At 72.0% G+C, this 25,885-nt stretch carries 17 protein-coding genes; 8 read left to right on the forward strand and 9 right to left on the reverse strand.

The genetic code is table 11. The annotated features are described in order from the left end of the window. The 6 genes from ABFY03_RS19990 to ABFY03_RS20015 all read right to left on the reverse strand — a co-directional run bounded on the left by ABFY03_RS19990 (position 1) and on the right by ABFY03_RS20015 (position 5,207). Positions 1–1,212 (reverse strand): cytochrome P450, encoded by a 1,212-nt coding sequence (locus tag ABFY03_RS19990; protein WP_346170505.1) that lies wholly within the window; start codon positions 1,210–1,212, stop codon positions 1–3. Positions 1,213–1,348: 136 nt separating this feature from the next. Beyond that, complete coding sequence (locus ABFY03_RS19995; protein ID WP_346170506.1) at positions 1,349–1,855, reverse strand: winged helix-turn-helix transcriptional regulator; 507 nt, start codon at positions 1,853–1,855, stop codon at positions 1,349–1,351. Beyond that, positions 1,852–2,400: a flavin reductase family protein gene (locus ABFY03_RS20000; protein ID WP_346170507.1), complete on the reverse strand. Its 549-nt coding sequence runs from the start codon at positions 2,398–2,400 to the stop codon at positions 1,852–1,854. The genes ABFY03_RS19995 and ABFY03_RS20000 overlap by 4 nt, the downstream gene beginning before the upstream one ends. Before the next feature lie 5 nt (positions 2,401–2,405). Further along, complete coding sequence (locus ABFY03_RS20005) at positions 2,406–3,659, reverse strand: pyridoxal phosphate-dependent aminotransferase (RefSeq protein ID WP_386723631.1); 1,254 nt, start codon at positions 3,657–3,659, stop codon at positions 2,406–2,408. 37 nt (positions 3,660–3,696) lie between these two features. Next, entirely contained in the window at positions 3,697–4,443 is a 747-nt protein-coding gene (locus ABFY03_RS20010) for an SDR family NAD(P)-dependent oxidoreductase (protein ID WP_319011715.1), read from the reverse strand. Then, positions 4,440–5,207 (reverse strand): thioesterase II family protein, encoded by a 768-nt coding sequence (locus tag ABFY03_RS20015; protein WP_319011716.1) that lies wholly within the window; start codon positions 5,205–5,207, stop codon positions 4,440–4,442. The genes ABFY03_RS20010 and ABFY03_RS20015 overlap by 4 nt, the downstream gene beginning before the upstream one ends. A 120-nt stretch (positions 5,208–5,327) precedes the next feature. On the opposite strand from ABFY03_RS20015, the gene ABFY03_RS20020 reads away from it, so the two are divergent. From ABFY03_RS20020 to ABFY03_RS20055, 8 genes are read left to right on the forward strand one after another with little or no spacing between them, the layout of a single operon-like run. Beyond that, complete coding sequence (locus tag ABFY03_RS20020) at positions 5,328–6,935, forward strand: (2,3-dihydroxybenzoyl)adenylate synthase (RefSeq protein WP_346170509.1); 1,608 nt, start codon at positions 5,328–5,330, stop codon at positions 6,933–6,935. Next, a complete protein-coding gene (locus ABFY03_RS20025; RefSeq protein ID WP_319011718.1) occupies positions 6,932–7,636 on the forward strand; it encodes a tryptophan 2,3-dioxygenase family protein in 705 nt (234 codons plus the stop codon). Before ABFY03_RS20020 ends, ABFY03_RS20025 begins: the two co-directional genes overlap by 4 nt. Continuing rightward, positions 7,626–9,236 carry a tryptophan halogenase family protein gene (locus ABFY03_RS20030; protein ID WP_319011719.1) on the forward strand — a complete coding sequence of 537 codons (1,611 nt, stop codon included), beginning with the start codon at positions 7,626–7,628 and terminating at the stop codon, positions 9,234–9,236. The genes ABFY03_RS20025 and ABFY03_RS20030 overlap by 11 nt, the downstream gene beginning before the upstream one ends. Positions 9,237–9,248: 12 nt before the next feature. Beyond that, positions 9,249–13,721 (forward strand): amino acid adenylation domain-containing protein, encoded by a 4,473-nt coding sequence (locus ABFY03_RS20035; protein ID WP_346170510.1) that lies wholly within the window; start codon positions 9,249–9,251, stop codon positions 13,719–13,721. Continuing rightward, positions 13,718–17,800 carry a non-ribosomal peptide synthetase gene (locus ABFY03_RS20040; RefSeq protein WP_319011721.1) on the forward strand — a complete coding sequence of 1,361 codons (4,083 nt, stop codon included), beginning with the start codon at positions 13,718–13,720 and terminating at the stop codon, positions 17,798–17,800. Before ABFY03_RS20035 ends, ABFY03_RS20040 begins: the two co-directional genes overlap by 4 nt. Further along, the gene (locus ABFY03_RS20045) at positions 17,797–18,909 is read left to right on the forward strand and encodes a Gfo/Idh/MocA family oxidoreductase (RefSeq protein WP_346170511.1); all 1,113 of its coding nucleotides are present in this window, start codon (positions 17,797–17,799) and stop codon (positions 18,907–18,909) included. The genes ABFY03_RS20040 and ABFY03_RS20045 overlap by 4 nt, the downstream gene beginning before the upstream one ends. A gap of 27 nt (positions 18,910–18,936) precedes the next feature. Then, positions 18,937–20,727: an ABC transporter ATP-binding protein gene (locus tag ABFY03_RS20050; RefSeq protein ID WP_319011723.1), complete on the forward strand. Its 1,791-nt coding sequence runs from the start codon at positions 18,937–18,939 to the stop codon at positions 20,725–20,727. Further along, on the forward strand, positions 20,724–22,439 hold the full coding sequence (locus ABFY03_RS20055) for an ABC transporter ATP-binding protein (RefSeq protein ID WP_319011724.1): 1,716 nt from the start codon (positions 20,724–20,726) through the stop codon (positions 22,437–22,439). Before ABFY03_RS20050 ends, ABFY03_RS20055 begins: the two co-directional genes overlap by 4 nt. A 75-nt stretch (positions 22,440–22,514) precedes the next feature. On the opposite strand, the gene ABFY03_RS20060 is transcribed toward ABFY03_RS20055, so the two are convergent. The 3 genes from ABFY03_RS20060 to ABFY03_RS20070 form a co-directional block, all read right to left on the reverse strand. Beyond that, entirely contained in the window at positions 22,515–23,198 is a 684-nt protein-coding gene (locus ABFY03_RS20060; RefSeq protein WP_346170512.1) for a TetR/AcrR family transcriptional regulator, read from the reverse strand. A 227-nt stretch (positions 23,199–23,425) separates the two neighbouring features. Beyond that, positions 23,426–24,727 (reverse strand): cation:proton antiporter domain-containing protein, encoded by a 1,302-nt coding sequence (locus ABFY03_RS20065; RefSeq protein ID WP_346170513.1) that lies wholly within the window; start codon positions 24,725–24,727, stop codon positions 23,426–23,428. A gap of 144 nt (positions 24,728–24,871) precedes the next feature. Beyond that, positions 24,872–25,477 (reverse strand): response regulator transcription factor, encoded by a 606-nt coding sequence (locus ABFY03_RS20070; protein ID WP_319011727.1) that lies wholly within the window; start codon positions 25,475–25,477, stop codon positions 24,872–24,874. Positions 25,478–25,885 lie beyond the last annotated feature (408 nt).

The raw sequence follows: 25,885 nt of genomic DNA on the forward strand, positions 1-25,885 counted from the left end.
TCAGCGGCCCTCGAAGCGCACCGGCAGGTCGTCGTAGCCGTTGAGGAAGTTCGAGTAGATCGGCCGGGGGGAGCCGCACAGCTCCATCCGGCCGACCTGCGCGACCAGCGCGGTCAGCAGCGTCCTCAGCTCCGCGCGGGCGAGGAACGCGCCCAGGCAGTAGTGCGGGCCGTGGCCGAACGACAGGTGCTTGTTCGGCGAGCGGGAGAGCGTGAAGCGGCGCGGCTCGTCGAAGACCGTCTCGTCGTTGTTGGCGGAGACGGTCCACAGCGTGACGATGTCGCCGGCGCGCACCGCGTTGCCGGCGATCTCCAGGTCGCGCAGGGCGGTGCGGGCCACGTGGAAGGAGGGCGTCGACCAGCGGAGGACCTCCTCCACCGCCGACTCGACGGACACCTCGCCCGTCCGCAGGGCCCGCCACTGGTCGGGATGGTCGATCAGGGCGAGCACCCCGCTGATCGCCGACACCCGGGACGTCTCGTCGCCGCCGAGGATCAGGCTGTAGCAGTTGACCGCGAGTTCCTCGAGGGTGAGCGGGCGGCCCTGCACCTCGGCGGCGGCGAGCAGGCTGATGACGTCGTCACCGGGGCGGGCGCGGCGCTCCTGCGCCAGGTCCATGAAGTAGAGCACGATCTCGTTGCGGGCGGCGATCGCGTCGACCTCGTCGTACGCCGCGTCGACCGACGAGAGCGCCTTCTTGTTCCAGCGCAGCAGCTCCTCGCGGTCCGCCGCCGGGACCGACAGCAGATCGCAGATCGTGTTCATCGGGATCCGGTCGGCGATCTCGGCGGCGAAGTCGAAGGTGCCCCGCCCGACGACCGAGGCCACCAGCGCGTCGGTGCGCCGCCCGACCTCCTCCACGACCTCGCCCAGCACCCGCGGCGTGAACGAGCTGAACAGCAGGTTGCGCAGCGGCCGGTGGCGCGGGGGGTCGGTCACCGCCACCATGCTGCCGCCGGCCGAGTCGTCGCCGCGCAGGACGACGTCGAGGACGTTGCCGCGGGCGGAGCCGAGGGCCTCGTCGGTGTACAGCGGCTGCACGTCGGCGTACCGCGACACCACCCAGAACCCCGGGTTGCGTTCGGTCGCCTCGTGCCAGTGGACGGGATTCCGGGCCCGCACGTCCCGCCAGTACGCGTGGACGTCGTTGTCCACGAACGCGGCCGGATCGGTGAGGTCGAGAGAGGGCGTGCCGAGATCGGTCCGGCTCATGTCTGACGGTTCCTTCCCGCTGGGTGGAGCGCCCCGGAGGAGACCGGGCGCGCGCCCGTCGGCCGTACGCCGAGGCGTACGGCCGACGGGAGGAGCACCGGCCCGCAGGGCGCGGCCGGTCCGGTGGTCGTGCGGGTCACCGCCCGGCCGGGGCCTCCGGGTAGCGGGCGGCGATCTGTTCGCCGGCCTTCGGGCCACGGGCGAAGACGAAGCCGGCGGTGTCGACGCGGCGGCCGGTCGCCCGGTCGACCACGACCGGGTCCACCTCCCTGCCCGTCTCCTCGTCGACCAGGATGAGACTGCGGTCCTCCGGGGCCAGCCGGTGGTTCCCGAAGGCCGCCATCACCAGGAGGAGCGGGCGCAGCGAGCGGCCCAGATCGGTGGCCCGGTACGCCGGGTCGCCCGGCTCGGCGGCGCCGTCGGCCGCGCCGTCGGCGGTGTCGTCGACCTCCAGCAGACCCTTCGCCGTCAGCGCGGCGATCCGGTCCGCCAGGACGTCGGCGGGGGTCTCCAGATCCCGGCGGATCGCGGAGAACCGGGTGTGGCCCCCGAGGACCACGTGCAGGATCTCCAGCGTCCACCACGAACCGACGACCTCGACCGTGCGGGCCAGCGGGCAGTCGGGGATACGTGCCTGGGTCATCGTTCGCTCCCGTCGTCGGCCGGGTCCGGCAGCGACCAGTACTGGCGCATCCCGTACAGCAGCGGACCGGCCGGCCCGGTCGCGTGGTGCGCCACCCGGTGCACCCGCCCGAAGACGACGACGTGGTCGCCGACCGGCAGCGTCTCGCTGACCTCGCAGTCCGCGATCGTGTGGGCGTCCTCGACCAGGTGCGGGACCCCGGACTCCGGGTCCGGGTCCCAGACGGTCTTCTCGAACCGGTCCGGGGCCCCGGAGGAGAACAGCCGCGCCACCGGTTCGGCCCGGTCGTGCAGGAGGTTGACGGCGAAGGCGGACGTGCGCAGCAGCGCGGCCAGCGTCGGACTCCGGTCCCGAAGGCAGACCAGCAGGGTGGCCGGCTGGAGCGAGACGCCGGTCAGCGAGGAGCAGGTCATGCCCCAGGGCTCGCCGTCGGGCCCCAGGGCGGTCACGATCGTGACGCCGACCGGATGCGCCGTCATGAGGGAGCGGAAGCCGGCCGGGTCGACGGTCGCCCGTGTCGCCGTGCCGGCCGGGGAGTTCGCCATGCCGGTCATCCCTTCGCTTCGGCGGCGCATTCCTCGACGAACTCGATGATCCGCCGCACACCGGTCTCCAGCGCCGCCGGATCCACGCAGAACGCGATGCGGACCAGGTGCCGTGCCCAGGGCGCGTAGTCGTGGGAGCGGATGCGGCCCTGCTCGTCGACGTCGGGGCGCATGGCGAAGCCGTTGCCCGCCACCACCGCGACGCCCTTGCGCTCCAGCAGCCGCATCGCGAACGTCTCGGCGTCCAGGCCGGACCGGCTCACGTCGAGCATGGCGTACCAGCCGCCGGGGGGCAGCTCCCGCAGCAGGCCGGCCTTGATCAGCGGCGGCAGCGCCACGTCCCGGTTGCGCTGAACGAGCTTGCGGTTGGTCGCCGTCGAGTCCGCCCGGCTCGCCAGCGCGGCGATGCCCGCGTGCTGCACCGGGGTCGACGTGCCGATGATCCCGGCCTCCTGCACGACCTTCATGACGTCGGCCATGCGGTCGGTGGCCGGCGCCACGTAGCCCAGCCGGTAGCCGGTCATCGCGAAGCCCTTGGAGAAGGTGAAGACGCTGTGCACGATCCGCTCGGCGACCGGCACCTCGCGCTCGAGGGAGGCGACCGACAGGTGCTCCCCCTCGTAACAGAAGTGCTCGTACGCCTCGTCGCTGATGACCTGCCAGCGGTTGCGGCGCGCCAGGTCCAGCAGGGCGCGGATCTCCCCGCCGTCGAGGACGGCCCCGGTCGGGTTGGCCGGGGAGTTGATCAGCAGGACCCGGGTGCGGGGCGTCGCGGCGGCCGCGATCCGCTCGGGGTCGGGCCGGAAGTCCGGGCCGAGCGGATACAGCACCGGCCGGAAGCCCGCGAGCAGGCTCTGCTGCAGATGGACCGGCCAGTGCAGCTCCGGCAGCAGGATCTCCGCGCCGGGCTCGGCGAGCGCCTGGAGGAGGCCGGTCAGGCCCTGGGCCGAACCGGGCGAGATCAGCACCCGGTCGACGTGGCTGTCCAGGCCGTTGTCGGTCCGCAGCTTCTCGGCCACCGCCTCCCGCAGCGCGGGCAGGCCCTCGACGCCGGTGTATTTGGTGTCGCCGCGCCGCACGGCGTCCACGAAGGCCTGGGCGACGTCCTCGGACGGATCGAAGTACGGGTCGCCGACGTGCAGCTTCACCACGTCGACGCCGGTCTCCTCGGCGAGCTTCTCCGCCGCCCAGAAGATGCTGACCAGGCAGGACGAGGGAATGGAGCCCGCGACGGACCTGTTCTCTGAACTCACGCTCATACCCCTTTGTGAGAGTGTTCTCGGCCGGTTGGCCGGGTCATGCCGTACGTCCGCCGTCGACGGGCATCAGGGCGCCGGTGACCCAGCCCGACACCTCCGGGTCGATCAGCAGGCAGACCCACCGGCCGACCTCCCGCTCCTCCCCGAACCGCCCCATCGGGGTCGACGCGATCAGCCCCTCCCGCAGTCGCTCGGCGCCGGCCGCGTCCAGGCCGGTCCCGTCCCACATCGGCGTCAGCACCGGCCCGGGCAGGACGGCGTTCACCCGCACGTCCGGCGCCAGCTCCACCGCCAGGGAACGGGTCAGGCTGTTGAGGGCCGCCTTGGTCGCGCCGTAGAAGGCCCGCCCCGGCATGGCCAGGACGCCGCCGACGGACGAGACGTTGACGACGCTGCCCCGGCGGGCCCGGAGCTGCGGCAGGGCGCAGCGGATCAGCTCGGCGGGCGCGCGGACGTTGACGGCGAACATCGCGTCGAACAGCGCGGGGTCGGCCTCGTCCAGGGCGTCGAACCGGGCCAGGCCGGCGTTGTTGACCACGGCGTCGACGCCGCCGAACCGCTCCGTCGCGGCGGCGACGATCCGTTCGGCCGCCCCGGGCGCGGCGACGTCCTGCGCCACGACGTGGACCGCGTGCCCGAAACGTTCGGCCAGTTCGCGCAGCGGTTCCTCGCGGCGGCCGACGACCGTGACGTCGGCGCCCTCCTTCAGCACGCATTCCGCGATGCCCCGGCCGATGCCCGTGGCCGCGCCGGTGATGATGACGGACTTTCCGGCAAGGGTCATGGCCGCGTCGCGCCTTCCAGGAGGACTCCGGTGATGTCGGCGAGCAGTTCCGTCGGCTCCAGGAGCACGCCGAAGTGGCTGCCGGGCCTGGCCCGTACGCTGGTCGGGCCGGTGGTGACCGCGGTCCAGGGCGCCACCCGCGCGGCGTCCACCAGCGGGTCCTCGGTGTTGTAGTGGCAGTGGACCGGGCAGTCCAGCGGCTCGGGACGCGTCGGCGGCCGGTAGGTCTCGGTGAGTCCGATGTACGCCCGCAGGGGCGGCAGCAGCAGCTCCCGCAGTTCCAGGTCGTCGGCGATCGAGGGGTCGATTCCACCGAAGTCCCGCAGGGTGGACCAGAGTTCCGCGTCGTCGGTGAGGTGCAGCCGGCCGCCGTGCGCCTGCCCCGGCGCGAGCGAACCGGAGACGACCAGCCCGTGTGCGGGCCGGCCGTCCGCCTGGAGCCGTCGCGCGGTCTCGTACGCGGCGAGGGCGCCCAGGCTGTGCCCGTACAGGACGCAGCGGACCGGCTCCCGCCGGGACAGTTCGGCGGCCACGCACGAGGCGATCGCGGTGACGGAGTCCGCGGGCGACTCGCGGATGCGGTCCGCCTGGCCCGGATACTGCACGGCGAGCAGTTCGACGCCCGCCGGCAGCGCGGCGGACCAGTCGCGGTAGGTCGTCGCGGTACCACCGGAGTAGGGGAAGCACACCAGCCGGGCCGTCGGGCGCTCCGCGCCGCTGATGACCCGCACCCAGTTCCGTTCCTGCGCTCGCTCTCGGTTCACGACTCGAGGTTCGCCAAGCCGTCGGCCTCCTCGGCCAAAACTTTCAAAGCTCTGTTGGGGCTTGATGCGGGTTAGGAAAGCCTGCCCGACTCTGAAGGCGTCGCAACCGAGGAGGACGGAATGCTGGACGGGTTCGTGCCGTGGCCACCCGACTTTGCGGAGAGATACCGGCGCGCCGGTTACTGGACGGGTGCCCCCCTCCGGCAGCGGGTGGCCGACAGCGCTGAGCGCCACCCGCACAAGATCGCCGCCGTGGACGGCAGACGCCGGGTCACCTACACGGAACTGCTCGACGAGGCCGACCGTATCGCGGCCGGCCTGACGGAACTCGGCGTCCGCCGGCACGACCGGGTCGTGCTGCACCTGCCGAACGTCATCGAATTCCTTTCCACCATGATCGGGCTGTTCGGCATCGGGGCCATCCCCGTCATGGGCCTGCCCGGACACCGCCGGGACGAGATCCTCCATCTGGTCCGCGCCTCGGACGCGGTGGCCTACGTCGGCCCGGACCGCCTGCAGGGCTTCGACTACCGGCAGCTGGCCCGCGAGGTGCGCGCCGACGCGCCGTCCCTGCGGCACGTCGTGATCGCCGGAGAGGCGGAGGAGCACACCCCGCTGTCCCGGCTGCTCGCCTGCGAGCCCCGGGAGATGGAGCCGGTCGACGCCTCCGAGGTGGCGCTGCTCCTGCTGTCCGGCGGGACGACCGGGGCGCCGAAGCTGATCCCCCGGACCCACGACGACTACGCGTACAACATGCTCGCGTGCGCCGAGGTGACCGGCTTCGGCGAGGAGAGCGTCTACCTCGCCGCGAACCCCGTGCCGCACAACGCCGCGCTCGGCTGCCCGGGCGTGCTGGGCGCGCTGCTCGTCGGCGGGAAGGCCGTGCTGGCCGCCAACCCCAGCCCCGGCCTGGTGTTCCCCCTCATCGCGGAGGAGGGCGTCACGCACACCGCGCTGGTGCCCGCCCTGGCGCTGCTCTGGGCGGAGCACGCGCTCGCCGACCCGGTCGACATGAGCGGCATGACCATCCAGGTGGGCAGTTCGAAGTTCGGCCCCAACGCGGCGGAGCGCGTCAGCAAGAACCTCGGCTGCCGGATCATGAACGTGTTCGGCACCGCCGAGGGGCTGATCACCCACACCCGGCTCGACGACCCGGAGGAGGTCGTCTTCGGCACCGAGGGCAGGCCGATCTGCCCCGACGACGAGATCAGGATCGTCGACGCCGACGACCGGGAGGTCGCCCCCGGCACGACCGGCGAACTGCTCACCCGGGGCCCGTACACGATCCGGGGCTACTTCGCCGGACCGGAGGCCAACCGCCGGGCGTTCACCACCGACGGGTTCTACCGCACCGGCGACCTGGCCCGCACGACCGGCGACGGCAACATCGTCATCGAGGGCCGGCTGAAGGACATCATCCACCACCTCGGCGAGAAGGTCTCCGCCGAGGAGGTCGAGAGCCACGTGCTGACCCACCCGCTGGTCCGGGACGCCGCGGTCGTCGGCGTACCGGACGAGGAACGCGACGAGCGCCTCTGCGTGTTCGTCGTCCTCACCGCGGGCACCGACGCCGGCGCGCTCTCGCTGCGCACGGTCAGGGAGCACATACGCGACCGCGGGCTCGCGACCTACAAGCTGCCGGACGACCTGGTCGTCGTGCCCGACTTCCCCCGGACACCCGTCGGGAAGATCGACAAGAAGCGGCTGCGCGAGGAGCGGACGCGATGAGCGCCCAGGCCGACGACGGCCACTGTCCGGCGTACGGAGAACGTCTCAGGCTCGACGAGCTGCTCGAGATCGCCCAGGTGCACGAGAACCCGGAGCGCGCCCTGTTCTTCGGCGCCCACCAGGCCTGCGAGATCTGGTTCGCGGTCGTCCTGCGCCACCTGGAGACCGCCCGCCGGGACCTCACCGAAGGACGGGGCGCGGAGGCGTGCGCCCATCTCGACCGGCTGCCCCGGATCATGGAGGCGGTCGCCCAGCACTTCGACGCCCTGCACGCGCTGACGCCGGAGGAGTTCGACGTCGTCCGGGCGACGCTCGGGACGTCCAGCGGCTTCCAGTCCGTCCAGTTCCGCGAGATCGAGTTCCTGTGCGGGGCCAGGGACCGGCGGATGCTGAACATCGCCGGGCTGACCGACCGCGACCGGGCCCGGCTGCTCGCGCGTCTCGACGAGCCGTCGCTGGACGACGCCTTCGCCGCGTACCGCGACCGGGCCGGCGAGGACGTCAAGCGGGTCCAGGACGCGATGGTCGCCTTCGACGCCGCGATGCGCTCCAGCCGCGGGCGGCACGCCGCCCTGGCGCAGGCGCTGCTCGGCGGAGTGGCCGGCACGGCGGGCTCGTCGGGCGCCGCGTACCTGTGGCGCTCGATGGAACGCACCCTTTTTCCGCAACTCACCCAAGGAGTACACAGTGATGACTGTTGACGGTGCGGGCAAGCAGCGGACGAACGACCCGGGCAAGACGAAGCGGGTCGTGGTCGTCGGCGGCGGCACGGCGGGCTGGATGACGGCGTCCTACCTGGTGGCCGCGTTCGGCGAGCGGATCGACGTGACCGTCGTGGAGTCGGCCCGGGTCGGCACCATCGGCGTCGGCGAGGCCACGTTCAGCGACATCCGGCACTTCTTCGAGTTCCTCAAGCTGTCCGAGTCGGACTGGATGCCGGCCTGCAACGCCACCTACAAGCTGGCCGTCCGGTTCGAGAACTGGCGCGAGCCCGGCCACCACTTCTACCACCCGTTCGAGCAGCTCGGCTCGGTCGACGGGTTCCCGCTCAGCGACTGGTGGCTGCGCAACCCGACCACGAGCCGCTTCGACAAGGACTGTTTCGTCATGGCGTCGCTGTGCGACGCCGAGCGCTCGCCCCGCTACCTCGACGGCAAGCTGATCGACCAGGGCTTCGTCGAGCAGCAGCGCGACGAGACCACGGCCCGCTCGACGATCGTGGAGTACCAGGGGACGCAGTTCCCGTACGCCTACCACTTCGAGGCGGCCCTGCTGGCCAAGTTCCTGACGACCTACTCCACCGACCGCGGCGTCCGCCACATCGTCGACGACGTCACGGACGTCGTGCTCGACGAGGACGGCTACATCGGCCACGTGCAGACGGCCGAGCACGGCCGGCTGGAGGGCGACCTGTTCGTGGACTGCACGGGATTCCGCGCGCTCCTGCTGAACAAGGCGCTCGAGGAGCCCTTCGTCTCCTACCAGGACACGCTGCCCAACGACAGCGCGGTCGCCCTCCAGGTGCCGCTGGACATGGACCGCGAGCCGCTCCGGCCCTGCACCACCGCGACCGCCCAGGAGGCGGGGTGGATCTGGACCATCCCGCTGATCAGCCGCATCGGCACCGGCTACGTCTACTCCGCCGACTACACGACGCCGGAGGAGGCGGAGCGCACGCTGCGCGAGTTCGTCGGCCCCGCCGCCCAGGACGTCGAGGCGAACCACATCAAGATGCGCATCGGCCGCAGCCGCCGCTCCTGGGTGAAGAACTGCGTGGGCATCGGCCTGTCGAGCGGCTTCGTGGAGCCGCTGGAGTCGACCGGCATCTTCTTCATCCACCACGCGATCGAGCAGATCGTGAAGTACTTCCCGGCCGGCCGTGACGACCACCGCCTGCGCGACCTCTACAACGAGTCGATCGCGCACGTGCAGGACGGCGTCCGCGAGTTCCTGGTGCTGCACTACGTGGGCGCCAAGCGCGCCGACAACCAGTACTGGAAGGACACCAAGACGCGCACGATCCCGGACACGCTGGCCGAGCGCATCGAGAACTGGAAGTACAAGGTGCCGGACGCGCAGACCGTGTTCCCGCACTACCACGGGCTGCCGCCGTACTCGTACAACTGCATCCTGCTCGGTACCGGCGGCATCGAGGTCCGGCACTCGCCCGCGCTCGACATGGCCGACGACCGCGCGGCGATCGCCGAGTTCGAGCGCATCCGGCTGAAGGCGGAGAAGCTCGTCGCGGAACTGCCCACCCAGAACGAGTACTTCGCCGCCATGCGCGCCGGCGCGATCTGAGGAACCGAGGACATGGACCTTAAAGCTCTGCGCGAAGTGGTATCCGGTGTGCTCGGCATCGAGCTGACCGAGGCGGACGACGACTGCAACCTCTTTGAGCTCGGCCTGCAGTCCATGGACCTGATCCGGCTGGTGAGCCGGCTCAACCGGGAGGGCCTCGACGTCTCGTTCGCCGAGCTGGCCGAGGCCCCCCGGTTGTCGGCCTGGCCCGGGATGCTGACGCCCCTGGAGGGCGGTGGCGAACCGGCGCCGGAGGCCGTCGAGAAGCACGACGACGAGGCCGATCGGAGCTTCCCGCTGACGGCGGTGCAGCAGGCGTATCTGATCGGCCGCGCCGAGGGCCAGCCCCTCGGCGGCGTCGGCTGTCACAACTACATGGAGTTCGACGCGGTCGCGCCGATCGAGCCGGACCGTCTGGAGCGGGCCGTGCGGGCCCTGCTCGCCCGGCACCCGATGCTGCGGGCGCGCTTCGCCGACGACGCGACCCAGCAGGTCCTGCCCCGGTCCCCGTGGCCCGGCCTGACCGTCCACGACCTCCGCGACCGGCCGGCCGCCGAGGCGGAGGCGGCGGCGCTCGAGCTGCGCGAGCGGCTGTCGCACCGGGTGCTGGAGGTCGGCCGCGGCGAGGTGATCGACGTCCAGCTGAGCCGGCTGCCCGGCGGGGTCGACCGGCTCCACTTCAACGTCGACCTGCTCGTCGCCGACCTGGCCAGTTTCCGGCTGCTGCTCACCGAGCTGACCGCGCTGTACGAGGACCCCGACAGCCTCGGCGAGGTCGGCTACACCTTCGGCCGGTACCTCGCGGACCAGGCCGCGGTCCGCCGGGCCGAGAGCGAGCGGGCCCGCCCGTACTGGCAGCGGCGGGTGCCGTCGCTGCCGGGCGGCCCGAAGCTGCCCCTGGCGACCGACCCGCTGGCCGTCGCGGCCCCGCGCTTCGTCCGCCGGTACTTCGACCTCACGGCGGACGAGTGGACCGCCCTGGAGCGGCGGGGCAACAAGGCGGGCCTGACCCCGTCGGTGGTCCTGGCCACCGCGTACTCCATGATCCTGAGCCGGTGGTCCGGCGACGAGCACTTCCTGCTCGGGCTGCCGCTGTTCGACCGCGACCTCGGCGCGCACCCGGAGATCGAGCGCGTCGTGGGCGACTTCACCGGTCTGGTGCTGCTGGAGGTGGACCTCTCCGGGGCGGGCTTCCAGGAGTGCGCCCGCGCCGTGCAGAAGCAGGTGCACGAGGACATCGGGCACGCCGCCTACAGCGGCGTCGACGTCCTGCGCGACCTCGCCCGCTCCGACCCGGACGCGCCCCGCACCGCGCCCGTGGTGTTCTCCCTCGACCTGTCGGCGCCGCTGATCCCGGAGGTGTTCGCCGAGCGCTTCGGCGACGCGAGCTGGATGATCTCCCAGACGCCGCAGGTCTGGCTCGACCACCAGATCTACCGCACCGGCGACGGCAGCGTGCGGATGGTCTGGGACGCCGTCGAGGAACTGTTCCCCGACGACGTCCTCGACTCGATGATGGCGGCCTACGAGGCGCTGGTCCGCGAGCTGATCGACGGCGAGTGGGAGACCGCGCCCCCGAGCACGCCGCTGCCCGCCGCGCAGCGCGCCACCCGGGAGGCGGTCAACGCGTCCACCCGCCCCCTGACCGACAACCTCCTGCACACGGCGTTCTTCGAGCGGGCCGCCGACCGCGCCGAGCGGCCGGCCCTGCTCTGGGGCGACGACGGCTCGACGACGCACCAGGAGCTGGCCCGGGACGCGCTCGGCGTCTCCGCCGCGCTCGCCGGGCGCGGAATCGGCCGCGGCTCGTACGTCGCCGTGGTCGCCCCGAAGGGACCGCGGCAGATCGCGGCGGTGCTCGGGGTGCTCGCCGCCGGCGCGGCGTACGTCCCGATCGGCGTCGACCAGCCCGCGGAGCGGCGCGCCCGCATCCTGAAGCTGAGCGGCGCGGAGGTCGTCCTCGACGGCAGCGGGGCGCTGGGCGAGACCGAGGCGGGTGTCGAGGTGCTCCCCATCGAGACGGCGCTCCGCACGCCCCCGCTGGACGCTCCGGTGCCGGCCGGGCCCGGGGACCCCGCGTACGTGATCTTCACCTCGGGCTCCACCGGCCTGCCCAAGGGCGTCGAGGTCAGCCACCGTGCCGCGGTCAACACCGTCGAGGACCTCAACGAGCGGTTCGGCATCGGGGCGGACGACCGGGTGCTGGCGGTCTCCGCGCTGGACTTCGACCTCTCCGTGTGGGACGTCTTCGGCTTCCTCGCGGCGGGCGGGGCCGCCGTCCTGGTCCCGGAGTCCGGCCGGCGCGACGCCGTCGAGTGGCTGACGCTGTGCCGGCGGCACGCGGTGACCGTCTGGAACACCGTCCCGGCCCTGCTGGAGATGGCGTTGACCGCGGCGGACGGCTCGCCGTTCCCCGGCTCGCTGCGCCTGGCCCTGCTGTCCGGCGACTGGATCGGCCTCGACCTGCCCGAGCGGCTGGCGCGGGCGACGGACGGCCGCTGCCGGTTCCTCTCGCTCGGCGGCGCGACCGAGGCCGCGATCTGGTCGAACATGTACGAGGTCACCGAGGTCCCGGAGGGCTGGCGCTCGATCCCGTACGGCACACCGCTTCGGAACCAGAAGTTCCGGGTGGTGGACAAGCGGGGCCGGGACTGCCCCGACTGGGTGCCCGGCGAGCTCTGGATCGGCGGCGCGGGAGTCGCGCTCGGCTACCGGGGCGACCCCGAGCTGACCGCGGCACGCTTCCCCGAGCACCAGGGCGAGCGCTGGTACCGCACCGGCGACCTCGGCCGCTACTGGCCCGACGGCAACCTGGAGTTCCTCGGACGCCTCGACCACCAGGTGAAGATCAACGGCTTCCGGGTCGAACTGGGGGAGATCGAGTCCTGTCTCCAGGGGCACCCCGAGGTCGCCCAGGCCGTGGTCCTCCCGGCCACCGAAGGGCGCAGGGAACTCGTCGCCGCCGTGGTCGAGCGCTCGTCCGCACCGGACCGGGCCCCCGCGGAGACCGACCGCACCCGCAACCCGTTCCTGCCGCCCGCGGCCACCGGCGGGACCGACCCGCACCAGCTCGAACACCGCCTGGTGGAAGCGCTGTTGGCGGAAGTCGTCGCCCCGCTGACCGGACCCGAGGCCGGCCACCCGCCGGTCTGCGCCGAACAACGCCCGGTCCTGGACGTCTGGTGCGCGTATCTCACCGAGCGCGACGTGCTCGACCGCGCCGCCGACGGCACCCACCGGCACGGCTCCCGCTGGGACGAGGTCACGCGCCCGGAGTGGATCGCGGCGGCCCGCGAGGACGCCGCCGGCACCCCCTTCGAGACCGTCGCCGGCGCGCTGCGCTGGGCCGGACCGCTCCTGGCGGCCGTCCTCTCCGGCGACGCCGACGCCACCGCGCTGCTGGACGATCCGGTCCTGGCCCCGGAGGCGCTCGGCGACCTCATGCCGGCGACGGCCGACTGCCTCCGGGCCGTCGCCGAGGACCTGCGGGCACGCGGCGGCGACTCCACGCCCCCGCGCGTCGCCGAGTGGGACGTGGCCGGGGGCCGCGGCACCGCGCGCCTGCTCGCCGCACTCGGCTCCGCCCCGGTCGACTACACGCTCCTCGGCGCCTCGAAACCGGCCCTGGCCAGGACCCGGACGCTGCTGGAGGAGCAGGGGCACGCCACCCGCACCGCGTGGCAGAGCCCCGACGCCGTCGCGGTACAACATCTCCACGCCTACGACGCCGTCGTGGCCAACAACGTCCTGCACCGCATGCCGGACCCGGACCTGGCCGTGGCCACCCTGGCCCTGCTGCTCGCCCCGGGCGGCCGCCTCCACATCCTGGAGCGCGCCCACCCGACGCCGCTCGCGCTCGTCACCGCCCTGCCGCTGGAGGCACGCGCGGGGAGGTTCGCGGCGGGCCGCCCCGAGACCCCCTGGCTCCACGGTGCCGACCGGTGGCGGCACGCCTGCGCCGCGGCCGGCCTGACCGACGTGCGGGTCCTGCGCACCGAACCCGGCGGCGAGCTCCTGCTCTCCGCGGACCGGCCGGGGACGGCCGAGGGGATCGTCCCCGACGGCCTGCGCGCCTGGGTGGCCGAACGGCTGCCGGAGCACATGGTCCCGGACCACTTCGCCGTCCTGCCCACGCTGCCGCTCAGCGCCAACGGAAAGATCGACCGCCGGCAGGTGCGGACCGTCCTCGAACAGTTCGTCGACCGGCCGCGCGACGTGGACGACCCGCCGCGCGGCGACACCGAGACCTTCGTCGCCGACCGGTGGACGAAGCTGCTCGGACTGGAGTCGGTGGGCCGCGACGAGAACTTCTTCAGGCTCGGCGGCGACAGCCTGATCGCGACCCGCTTCGTCGCCGAGCTGCGCGGAGCCTGGGGCGTCGAACTGCCCATGCGCGACGTCATCCGCACACCGACCGTCGCGGGAATCAGCGCACTGATCGACCGGCTCCGTGCCGCCGACGCATACGAAGAGGGTGCGGTGTGAACGCCAACGACCTGCTCAAGGAGTTCTCCGAGGCCGGGATCCAGCTGTGGCGCGAGGGCGAGAACCTGCGCTTCCGCGCCCCCCGGGGCGTCATGGACGACCGGCGCATGGGAGAGCTGCGCCGCCACAAGGCGGAACTGCTGACCCTCGTGGCGGACACCGCGGCGAGCCGCGCGGAGGATCCGGTCTGGCAGGACCGGCCCGACGAGCGGGACCGGCCCTTCCCCCTGACCGACATCCAGTCCGCCTACCTCTTCGGCCGCAACCCGGCCTTCGGCTACGGCGGCGTCTCCTGCCACCTCTACCAGGAGCTGGACTACCCGGCCGACCTGGACCCGGCCCGGCTGCAGAGCGCCTGGGACGGCATGGTGCGCCGCCACGACGCCCTGCGGACGATCATCCACGAGGACGGCACGCAACGCGTCCTGCCCGAGGCGGAGGACACCCGGATCGCGGTCGCCGACCTGCGCGACGCCTCCGCCGAGGAGGTCGCCGAGGCCCTCGCCGCAGTGCGCGACGAGCTGTCGCACGCCGTGCACCCGACCGGCGAACGCCCCATGTACGCGCTGCGCCTGACCCTGGCCGCCGACCGGAGCGTCCTGCACCTGTCGGTGGACTTCATGGCGCTGGACTGGCTCAGCATCCAGCAGGTGCTCACCGAGCTGGACCTCCGCTACCAGCAGCCGGACTGCGCCCTGCCCGAGATCGACGCCACCTACCGGGACTACGTGTCCGCCGAGCACCGGCTGCGCGAGACCGAGCGGTACGCGCGCGACCGCGCGTACTGGTGGAACCGCGTCGACGAACTGCCCGGTCCCCCCGTCCTGCCGCTGCGCGACGACCACGATCCGGCGACGGCGGCACCCCGCTTCCGCCGGCTGACGACGACGCTCGACGAGCGGGTGTGGCAGGCGCTCAAGGCCCGCGCCGCCGAGCAGGGCAGCACGCCGGCCAACGCGGTGCTCGCCGCGTACGTGGAGACGATCGGCCGTTGGAGCGCCACCGCGCGCTTCTGCGTCGGACTGCCCGTGCTGAACCGCCTGCCTCTGCACCCGAGCGTGGACCGGCTGCTGGGCGACTTCACCTCGCTGAGCCTGCTCGCGGTCGACCACGGCGAGCGGGCGAGCTTCGCGGAGCGCGCCCGCGCCCTGGGCGAGCGGCTCTTCGACGACCTCGACCACCGGCTGTTCAGCGGCGTCGAGGTCCTGCGCGAGATCGCCCGGCGGCGGGGACGCGAGGAGGCGATGCTGCCCGTCGTCTTCACCGGCAGCATCGGGGTCGGCGGCGGCGCGGTGTCGGCCGCGGGCAGGAAGCCGCGGCCGTCGTACGGCATCAGCCAGACGCCGCAGGTGTGGATCGACTGCCAGGTGGGCGACCAGTTCGGCGGCCTGGACGTGAACTGGGACATCCGCGAGGGGACCTTCCCCGACGGCCTGGTGGACGACATGTTCGCCGCGTTCGAGGCGTTGCTGCACCGGCTGGCCGAGGGGGCCGAGCCCTGGACCGCGGTGGACCCCCAGCCGCTGCCGGAACACCAGCGCACCCGGCGCTCCGAGGCGAACGCGACCGACGCGCCGGTGCCCGAGGGCCTGCTGCACGACCCGCTCGTCGCCCGGGCGCGCGCGTTCCCCGACCAGGTCGCGGTGATCGACCCCGAGGGAACGCTGACGTACGCCGAGTGGCTGGGAGGGGCCGCCGCGGTGGCGGAGCGCCTCCGGGCCGAGGGGTGTCGCCCCGGCGACTTCGTCGGCGTCCTCGTCGACAAGTGCCGGGACCAGGCCGTCGCGGTGCTCGGCATCCTCCTCGCGGGCGGCGTGTACGTCCCCGTGGACCCCGGCCAGCCCAGGATCCGGCGGGACCGCATCCTCACCGACAGCGGCGCCGGGTTCGCCGTCGTCGCCGACGCCGCGACCGGTGAACTCCCCGAAGGCGTGCGCGCGGTGACGGTGGCGGGGCTGCGGCCCGTGCCGCTCGCCGAGATCCCCGAGGGCCCCCGCGTCGCGCCCGACGACCTCGCCTACGTCATGCACACCTCGGGCTCGACCGGTGTGCCCAAGGGCGTGATGATCAGCCACCGCGCCGCCCTCAACACGGTGGTCGACATCAACGACCGCTTCGGCGTCGGCGACACCGACCGCGTCCTGGGGCTGGCGGCGCTCAGCTTCGACCTCTCCGTCTACGACCTGTTCGGTCCGCCGGCCGTCGGCGCGGCCCTCGTCCTGCCGGACCCCGCGCGCCGCGGCGACCCCTCGCACTGGGCCGAGGTGGTGGCCGCGCACGGGGTGACGCTGTGGAACTCGGTGCCCGCGCAGCTCCAGATGCTGCTGTACTACCTCGACGCCGAACCCGCCGGTCCGAAGAGCCTCCGGCTGGCGCTGCTGTCGGGCGACTGGATCCCGCTCACCCTGCCCGCGCACGCCGGACGGCACCTGCCCGGCACCGAACTGATCAGCCTGGGCGGGGCGACGGAGGCGGCGATCTGGTCGATCCACCACCCCATCACCGCCGTCGCACCCGACTGGCGCAGCATCCCGTACGGCGTCCCCCTGGCGAACCAGCGCTTCCACGTCCTCGACACCGCGCTGCGCGACCGGCCCGACCTGGTCGCCGGCGAGCTGTACATCGCGGGCACCGGCCTGGCGACCGGCTATCTGAACGACCCCGACCGGACGGCGGAGCGCTTCGTCCACCACCCGGAGACGAAGGAGCGGCTCTACCGCACCGGCGACCTCGGCCGCTACCTGCCGTCCGGCGAGATCGAGTTCCTCGGCCGCGCGGACCAGCAGGTCAAGATCCGCGGACACCGGATCGAACTGGGCGAGATCGAGGCCGTGCTGGGCGAGCACCCGATGGTGGGCACGTCGGTGGTCCTCGCGGCGGGCGACAGCGCCTTCGAACGGGCCCTGGTCGCCTTCGTGATCCCCCGGCGGGAGTCCGGGTCCGTCGAGGCCGACGAGCTCATCGGATGGGTCGCCGACCGGCTGCCGGCGCACATGATCCCCGCCCGGGTGCGGCTCGTGGAGGCGCTGCCGCTGACCCCGAACGGCAAGGTCGACCGGAAGAGGCTGCTGGCCTCCGCGCCGACCCCCACCACGCCGCGCGACGAGCCCTCCGAGCCGCCGCACCCGGGCGTCGAGCGGCGGATCGCCGACCTGTGGGCCGAGACCCTCGGGGCCGAGCCGCCGAGCCGCGACGCGGGGTTCTTCGACGTGGGCGGCGACTCGCTGCTGGCGGCCCGGTTCGTCGGGCGGGTCCGCGAAGTCGTGCCCGAGGCGGCCCACCTCACCTTCGACACCCTGCTCCGCGCCCTGCTGGACACCCCCACGGTCGCCGGCCTGGCCCGGTCGCTGGGGTCCGACGCCGAGGCGGTCCCGGCCGCGGACGCGGCTCCGGCGGCCCGTACCTCGTCGCTGGTCCCGCTCGCCGGATCCGGCGCGGGACCGGTGCGGCTGCTGGTGCACGACGGATCGGGCACCCTGGCGCCGTACGCCGCGCTCATCACCGAACTCGGCGCGGAGGCGCCGCTGTTCGGGGTCGTCGCGCCGGGCGGCGATCGCCTCGACCCCGCCGCGCCGGACCTCGTCCAGGAACTGGCCGGCGGATACGCCCGCGAGGTACTGGCCGCCGGGTTCGACGGCGTGGAGATCATCGGCCACGGCCTCGGCGGCCCGATCGCCCTGGAGCTGGCCCGTGCCCTGAGCGAGGCCGACGGGACGGTCCGGCGGCTGACCCTGGTGTCCAGCCACCGCGTCCCCTCCCCGCCGCAGGACGCCCCCGCGGACGACCACGCCCCCGCCGGGGCGGCGAGCGCCGATCCGGCGGTCCTCGCGCGGATCCACGACGCGGTGGCGCAGTACGACCCGCTGCCGTACGCGGGGGACCTCACCCTCCTGCGCCCCGTCGGGTCCGGGGCGGGCGTCCCCGGAGCCACGGACGACACGAGTGCGTTCTGGCACGACGTGTGCCTGGGGGACGTGACGGTGGTCGACGTACCGGGCGACCACGCCGGCTGCCTGCGGGCGCCTCATGTCGCGCGCCTGGCGGACGCGCTCACCGCGCGCCCCGCGGAGCGCCGATGACCCGCCCGATGCGCGTCGTCGTCTGTGGCACCCGTTTCGGCCAGGTGTACGCCGCGGCCCTCACCCGCGCGCCCGAGCGCTTCCGGCTCGTCGGCATCCTGGCCCGGGGCAGCGCCCGCTCCACGGCGCTCGCCGAGGAGTACGGCGTCCCGCTGTACGACACGGTCGAGCAGCTGCCCGAGGACGTCGACGCGGCCTGTGTCGTGGTGTCGACCGCGGTCGGCGGCGGGCGCGGCGCCGAACTGGCCAAGGCCCTGCTGGAACGCGGGATCCATGTGCTCCAGGAGCATCCGGTCCACCCGGACGAGCTGGCGGACTGCCTGCGGGTGGCGCGCAGGTCGGGGACCCAGTACCTGCTGAACACCTTCTACCCGCACCTCGAACCGGTCCGGCGGTTCACCTCGGCCGCCCGCGAGCTGGTCCGGCTCCGCAGGCCGGTGTTCGTCGACGCCCTGTGCGCGGTGCAGGTCTCCTTCGACCTGCTCGACATCCTCGCCGGGATCTTCGACGGGCTCCGGCCCTGGTCGATCACCGGGGTCGGTGCGCGCGCCGGCCGCCCGCTGGTCGCGGTGGACGCCCAGATCGCGGGCGTCCCGCTGACGCTGCGGGTGGAGAACCGGATGCAGGCGGGCGACGACAGCACCAGCCTGTTCCTGCACCGGATCACCGTCGGCACCGACGCGGGCAACCTGATGCTGGCCAACACCCACGGCCCGGTGATCTGGAGCCCGGTGCTGAGCCTGCCGTCGCACCCGGAGGGTCGGTTCTTCCCGGGCCGGACGGGCGCCGCGCCGGGGTGGTCGGACGAGTCCGGTCCCACCGGGGCCCACGTGGGCCCCGCCGGGACGCCCACCTGGGAGGAGGCCGTCCACGACGTGTGGGGCGACGGGGTGTTGACCGTCCTGGAGGAGCTGCGCGCCCGCGTCGAGGCGGGCGCGGACCCGCTGCAGGGACAGCAGCGCCATCTGACCGTCGCCCGCGCCTGGAAGGAGCTGACCGAGGCCCTGGGGTATCCCGAGGCCGCCGAGCCCGAATCCGGGAAGCCGCTGACCGTCGACGATCTCTGGCCGGAATCCCTATCCCCTCGGTCCCACAGCCGAGTACAGTGATATTCGTACGCGTACGATGGGAGAGTGATGAGCGCGATCGACGCTTTAGGAGCGGGGGAGCGGTCCACGCCGACGTCGGACTCCGACTCCGCGGCGGGGCAGAGCCTGTCCAGGCTGCTGCGTCCTCATGTTCGTAAGTTCGCGGTTGTCGCGATCCTGCAGGTGATCGGCGCTCTCGCGGGACTCGCGCCGCTGCTGGCGGTCGTCGAGCTGGGCCGCACCCTGCTGGCGCCGGGCCCGATCGACGAGGGACACGTCTGGACGGCCGTGATCCTCGGCGCGGCCGGCCTGTTCGTACGGCTGCTGTTCACCGCCGCGTCCTCGGGACTCGGGCACGTGCTGGACAGCCAGGCGCAGCTGACGTTCCGGCGGCAGCTCGCCGCCCACCTCGGCCGCGTGCCGATCGGCTGGTTCTCCCGCCGCAAGACGGGCGAGCTGGCCAAGGTGGTCGGCGAGGACGTGAGCGCCGTGCACCCGCTCATCGCCCACGCGCCCGGCGAGCTCGTCTCCGCCTTCGTGGTGCCGCTGGTCTCGCTGGTCTACCTGTTCACCATCGACTGGCGGCTCACCCTGATCACCCTGATCCCGGTGGTCATGGCCATCCTGCTGGTCCCGCTCCTGATGCTGCCCGCCAGGACGCGTGAGCAGGAGGAGTTCGACGAGGCCATGGGGCGGATCGCCAGCTCCGTGGTCGAGTTCGTGCAGGGCATCGCGGTCGTGAAGGCGTTCGGCGGCTCCGAGCGCGCCCACGGGAAGTTCCTCACCGCCGTCGACGACTTCGTCGGGACGTTCTTCCGGTGGGTGCGCGGCATGTCCCTGGTCGCGGCCGGGATGCAGCTGGCGCTGTCCCCGCCGTTCGTGCTGCTCGTCGTCCTGATCGGCGGCACGTCGATGATCACGTCCGGCAGCCTGGCCCCGGCCGACCTGCTGCCCTTCCTGCTGCTGGGCCTGGGCCTGACCGCCCCGGTGGCGGCCCTGGGCCACGGCTTCGACGACATGCAGGCCGCCGGCCGCGCGGTCGGCCGGATCAAGGAGGTCCTCGAGGTCCCGCCGCTTCCGGAGCCCGCGCACCCGGTCGCGCTCCAGGGGCACCGGGTGGAGCTGCGCGACGTCCACTTCGGCTACGAAGAGGACCGCGAGGTGCTGAGCGGGGTCGACCTGGTGCTGGAGCCGGGGACGTTCACCGCGCTCGTCGGGCCGTCCGGAAGCGGGAAGTCGACGCTGGTCCAGCTGCTGCCGCGGTTCTTCGACCCGAGCCAGGGATCGGTCACGATCGGCGGTGTCGACCTGCGCGAGATCGGCAGCCGGCAGCTCTACCGCACGGTCTCCTTCGTCTTCCAGGACGTGCGCCTGCTGCGCGCCTCGGTCGCGGACAACATCGCGCTCGCGGTGCCGCACGCCGAGCGCGACGACGTGGTGCGCGCCGCCAAGCTCGCCCACATCCACGACCGGATCCTCGAGCTGCCCGACGGCTACGAGACGATCATCGGCGAGGACGTCAAGCTCTCCGGCGGCGAGGCCCAGCGGATCTCCCTCGCCCGCGCACTGCTGGCCGACACGCCCGTCCTGGTGCTCGACGAGGCGACCGCCTTCGCCGACCCGCAGACGGAGCAGGCGATCCGCCAGGCCCTCGCGAGCCTGGGCGGCGAGCGGACGATGCTGGTCATCGCCCACCGTCCGGAGACGGTCGCCGACGCCGACACCGTCGTGATGCTGGAGAACGGGTCGATCGTCGAGCGTGGCCGCCCCGCCGAACTGCTGGCGCAGCAAGGAAAGTTCGCCGAGTTCTGGCGATCCCAAGGAGGACAGGCCCGATGATTCGAACGCTGCTGCGCGTGCTCGGACCCGAGTACGCCCAGGCGATGCGCCGCACCGTGGTCCTGATGACCATCACCGCGATGGTCGAGGGGCTCTCCTACGCGCTGCTCGTCCCGGTGCTGCGGGAGCTGTTCGGCAGCACGCCGGACGACGCCGTGCCGTGGCTGACCGCGTTCGGGGTCGCGGTCGCGGTCTACGCCGTGCTGCGCTACTTCAGCGACCTCTCCGGCATGCGGGTCGGCACCACGATGCTGCGCGGCATGTACTACCGGCTGGGCGAGCACCTGGCCAAGCTGCCGATCGGCTGGTACAACACCGGCCGGGTCGGCGAGGTCTCCGTCATGGCCAGCCGCGGCCTGCTCCAGGCGATGGGCGTCTCCGCGCACCTGCTGGCCCCGTTCATCTCCGCCCTGGTGACCCCGCTGACGATCGTCGCCGTGATGATCGCCTTCAACTGGCAGCTGGGCGTGGCCGCGCTGATCGCCGCACCCGTGGTGGCCGCGATCCAGAAGTGGACCGCCCGCTCGATGGCGAGCACCGACGCCGACCGGCACGAGCGGGACAAGGAGGCGTCGGACCGCGTCATCGAGTTCCTTCAGGCCCAGCCGGTGCTGCGCGCCGGCGGCCGTACCGGAGAGCGGTTCGAGCTCCTCGACGACGCGCTCCAGGAGGTCCAGCGCTCCTCCCGGCGCACCGTGCTGGCGATGCTGCCCGGTGCGGTGGGCCTGACGGTCGCGGTGCAGGTGGCCTTCACCGCGGTGCTGGCGCTGGGCACGTCCCTCGCGCTCGGCGGGGACATCGGGGCGGCCGAGGTCCTGACGATCCTGGTGCTCGCGGCCCGCTGCGCCGATCCGCTGCTGTCGCTGTCGGACATCGGCGCGGGTCTCCGCGGCGCCCAGTCCGAGCTGGAGCGGCTCGACAAGGTCCTGAGCACCCCGCCGCTGCCGGAACCCCGGAAGCCCGTCCGGCCGACCCGCCACGACCTGGCGTTCGAGTCCGTCACCTTCCGGCACGGCGGACGCACGGTGTTCGACCAGGTGTCCCTCTCCGTTCCCGAGGGGCAGCGGCTCGCCGTGGTCGGCCTGTCGGGGGCGGGCAAGAGCACCCTCCTCCAGCTGCTCGCCCGGTTCTACGACGTGGACTCCGGCGCGGTGCGCGTGGGCGGTGTGGACGTGCGCGAGATCGACACCAAGGTGCTGATGGAGCAGATCGCCATCGTCTTCCAGGACGTCTATCTCTTCGACGGCACCATCGAGGAGAACGTGCGCCTCGGCCGTCCGGACGCCGACGAGGCCGACGTCCGCGCCGCGGCGACGGCGGCCCGGCTCGACGAGGTCATCGAGCGGCTGCCCGGCGGATGGGAGGCGAAGGTCGGCGAGGGCGGCGCCCTGCTGTCGGGCGGTGAGCGCCAGCGCGTCTCCATCGCCAGGGCGCTGCTGAAGGACGCTCCTGTCGTCCTGCTGGACGAGGTGACCTCCGCCCTCGACCCGGTCAACGAGACCGCCGTCCACGAGGGCATCGAACGCCTGATGGCCGGGCGGACCGTGGTGATGGTCGCCCACCGGATGCGGACCGTGCAGCGCGCCGACCGCGTCCTCTTCCTGGAGGGCGGTCACATCGTGGAGGAGGGCAGCCACGACGAGCTGCTCGCCCGGAGCGGCCGCTACGCCGACTTCTGGGACATCTCCATGTCGCCCGCGGTGAGCGAGTGACAGCAGGCAAGACCAGGGCCCGCCTCCTTCGCTTTCCGCGAGGAGGCGGGCCCTGGCCGCTTCACCGGCCGCCGGCTACCGGCCCTTCACCGTCTCCACCGACCGCAGCAGCCCGTCGATGACCGCCGTCAGGCCCTCGCGGTGGGTGTCACGGCCGTTGAGCTCGGCCCATCGATCGGCGACCGCCGCCAGCCGGGGGTGCGTACCGCTCACCAGGCCGGCGACGACCTGGTCCTCGTAGGTCGGTCCGGTGGCCCGGCCGCGTCGCTGATTGCCGTTCGCCCGGATGATCAGGTCGCCGACGATGGTGAACCAGATCGTGCGGTAGACGTACACGGCGTCTTCCAGCGTGTGTCCGCAGTCCACGATCGCGCCGATCATCTCCTCGACGAACCAGAGCGCCGAGGGGGCGATGAGGTCGCCGCCGGCGACCACCTGCACGATCCACAGCCGGTCGGCGAGCAGCTCGTAGAGCATGATCGACACAGCGATCAGCCGCTCCCGCGGATCCTCCGGCAGTTCCGGACGCTCTATGCGCCGGGCCTGGGCCTCCATGAGCAGCAGAAGCAGTTCGTCCTTGTTGCGAACATGGTAATAGAGCGCCATCGGCGCACTATCCAATTCGTCCGCCAGGCGCCGCATCGAAAGCTTTTCCGCGCCCTCGGTCTCCAGAATGTGTTCCGCCGCTGCGACGATCGCATCGAGAGACAGATGAGGTGGCCGGCCGACGGTCTTGGCGCGGGGCTTTTCTGCGGGCATCTCATCCTCCATACAGGTGGATTGATTCTAGCATTCCGCAGCTACGGAAAACCCCCACCGGTCGGGCTGAATCCAACATTGTCGGGCAATGGTGACGATGCTGTTTTGGTCGCATTCATGCATTTTGCTTCCTTGTAAATAAGTGCTTGTCCGTGGCAGCGGGTACGGCGAATCGCCGCCCTGGCGTCCCTGCCGTGGCGGCGACCGCTCCGTGGGCCGGCCCGCGCCTAGGAGATCGCCCCGGCCATCGCCTCCGGGCGGGTCCGGAGTCCGGCCTTCCCGACGCGTACCGGGGGCTTCGGGAGGAAGGGTCCGGTGAGCGCGGTCGTGACCAGCGCCATCACGACCATCATGGTGAACATCCGGCTGTCCAGGACGCCGAGGCTGACGCCGGCATTGAGGATGATCAGTTCGGTGAGGCCGCGGGTGTTCATGAGGGTGCCGAGGGTGCCGGCCTCCCGCCACGACATTCCGGACAGTTTTCCGACCATGGACGCGCCGATCACCTTGCCGGCGCAGGCGACGGCGATGATGGCGGCCAGTTCGATCAGATCGCGTCCGGACAACGCCCCGATGTCGACATTCAGTCCGGTGACGATGAAGAAGACCGGCAGCAGCACCATGCTGATCCCCGCGAACGGCTTCCTGGCCTCTTCGCCGAACACGCCGCGGTACTCGCTGGGCATGATGAACCCGAAGGCGAACGCACCGAAGATCGCGTGGATCCCGATCCAGGTCGTCGCGTAGGAGGACAGGAAGAGGCCGGCGACGAGGGCGACGACGAGCTGCGGTGTCATGCGGTCACGGCCCCAGCGGCGCATGAGGAAGGACAGGAACGGGCGGACGAAGACCACCATCGCCGTGATGTAGAGCCCGGAGAACAGCACCGTCTGCGCGAGGTCCCCGGCGCCCCCGGACGCGGTCACGACCGCCGCGACCAGGGCGAGCAGACACCAGGCGATGACGTCGTCGATGGCCGCGCTGGCCAGTGCGAGGGTGCCGACCCGTGTTCCCAGCATTCCGTGTTCGGTCAGCATCCGGGCCAGCACGGGAAATGCGGTGATGGACATCGCCGCACCCATGAACAGGGCGAAGGCGGTGAAGGAGACCTGTTCTCCGTTGACGGTGTCGTGCCGCTGGTACAGCAGCGCCGCAAGTCCGATCGCCAGGCTGAACGGGACCACGACCGAGGTGAGGGAGACCGCCGCCGCGGCACTGCCCCGGCCCTTCAGCAGCGTCTTGTCGAGTTCCCAGCCGATGCCGAACATGAAGACGAGCAGGCCGACCTGGGCTATCGCCGAGAGATAGGGTCTCACCTCGCTCGGAAATATCAGGGAGGGCAGGTCCCCGGGTAACAGGCCGAGAAGACTCGGTCCCAGGGCGATTCCGGCGATGATCTCGCCGACGACGGGTGGCTGGCGTACGTATCGAACCAGCCAGCCCAGGATGGATCCCGCGACAAGGATGATGGCGATATCGGCCATCGTGATGGCGATGAGCAGATCTTTGCCGCGCGAGATGTCCGCCATGACGAGCCCTCCGTGGGCAGGAATGAGGAACCCCCCGGGGTTCTGCCCGGTGCGGCACATCGCCGCAGTTCAGCGGCGTACGCAAAAGGAACCCCGGGGGATGACGGTGAGGTGGGCGAGAGGGGTCTCGAAGTGACCTGCGGGTCAGAACCAGTGGGCTTCCTGCGCGATGCGCAGGGCGTCGATGCGGTTCCGCGCGCCCAGCTTCGTCACTGCGGAGAGGAGATAGTTCCGCACGGTCCCCTCGGAGATGTGCAGTTGTGCCGCGATCTCACTGAGCGTGTCACCCTGGGCGAGCAGCTCAAGTACGGAGAGTTGCCGCTGGGAAAGCGGGCAGTCGTTGTTCCCCAGCACGGCCACGGTTAATTCCGTGTCAAAAACCCTTTCCCCCTGGTGCACCCGGTGGATGGATTCGAAGAAGCGATACGGAGAGGCGCTCTGCTGCACCATTCCGGCGATTCTGCCGGTGAAGGCCCGGCGTACGACCGACCGCTTGAACGACTCGGCGAGCAGCAGACAGCGACTTCTCGGAAGGCAGGTGATCTTCTCGGCGACGGTGAGGACATTGCTGTCCGCGCCGTCGAAGTTGAAGATCACGACATCCGGATGGTGTGTGTCCGCGAACTCGATCGTCTCCAGATCGCCGGCCACCGAACCGATGACCTGTAATCCCTTGCCCTGTTCGAGCAGGGCGGCGAGCGCGTAGCGGGACACGTTCATCTTGTCGGATATCAGTACGTTGATTCCCATTCATTCCCCCGTAACCGACGCTGAGGTAGGATTTTCGACTCCGGCCGAGCACGCACATGATTCGGGACCGGGCCGGCTCCTTGAGCGGCCCGGCTATGAACTGTGGCACGATGGGATTACGCGACATTGAGGGAATGTAGACGGCGCGTAAATAACGTCATGGACCTTCGCGGCGGCGTCACGCCGTTTCCTGCTGAAGTGCTCCGTCCCTGGACATCAGGACTCCCCCGTCGCGATCTCTCTGAATCCCGCAGTCAGATGATCAAACCAGTGGCCAATACTACAATAGTTATTACGGAGAGCAAGGACCTTGAATGGCCGGGTCGGGTCGCCGTAAACATGACTCATTCGCGCCCCTTGACACTCCTGTTCGAGGTCCACTTTCAGGACAATTGAGAACCCGGATTC

The organism is Streptomyces roseofulvus, from assembly GCF_039534915.1.
Classification (GTDB): Bacteria; Actinomycetota; Actinomycetes; order Streptomycetales; family Streptomycetaceae; genus Streptomyces; species Streptomyces roseofulvus.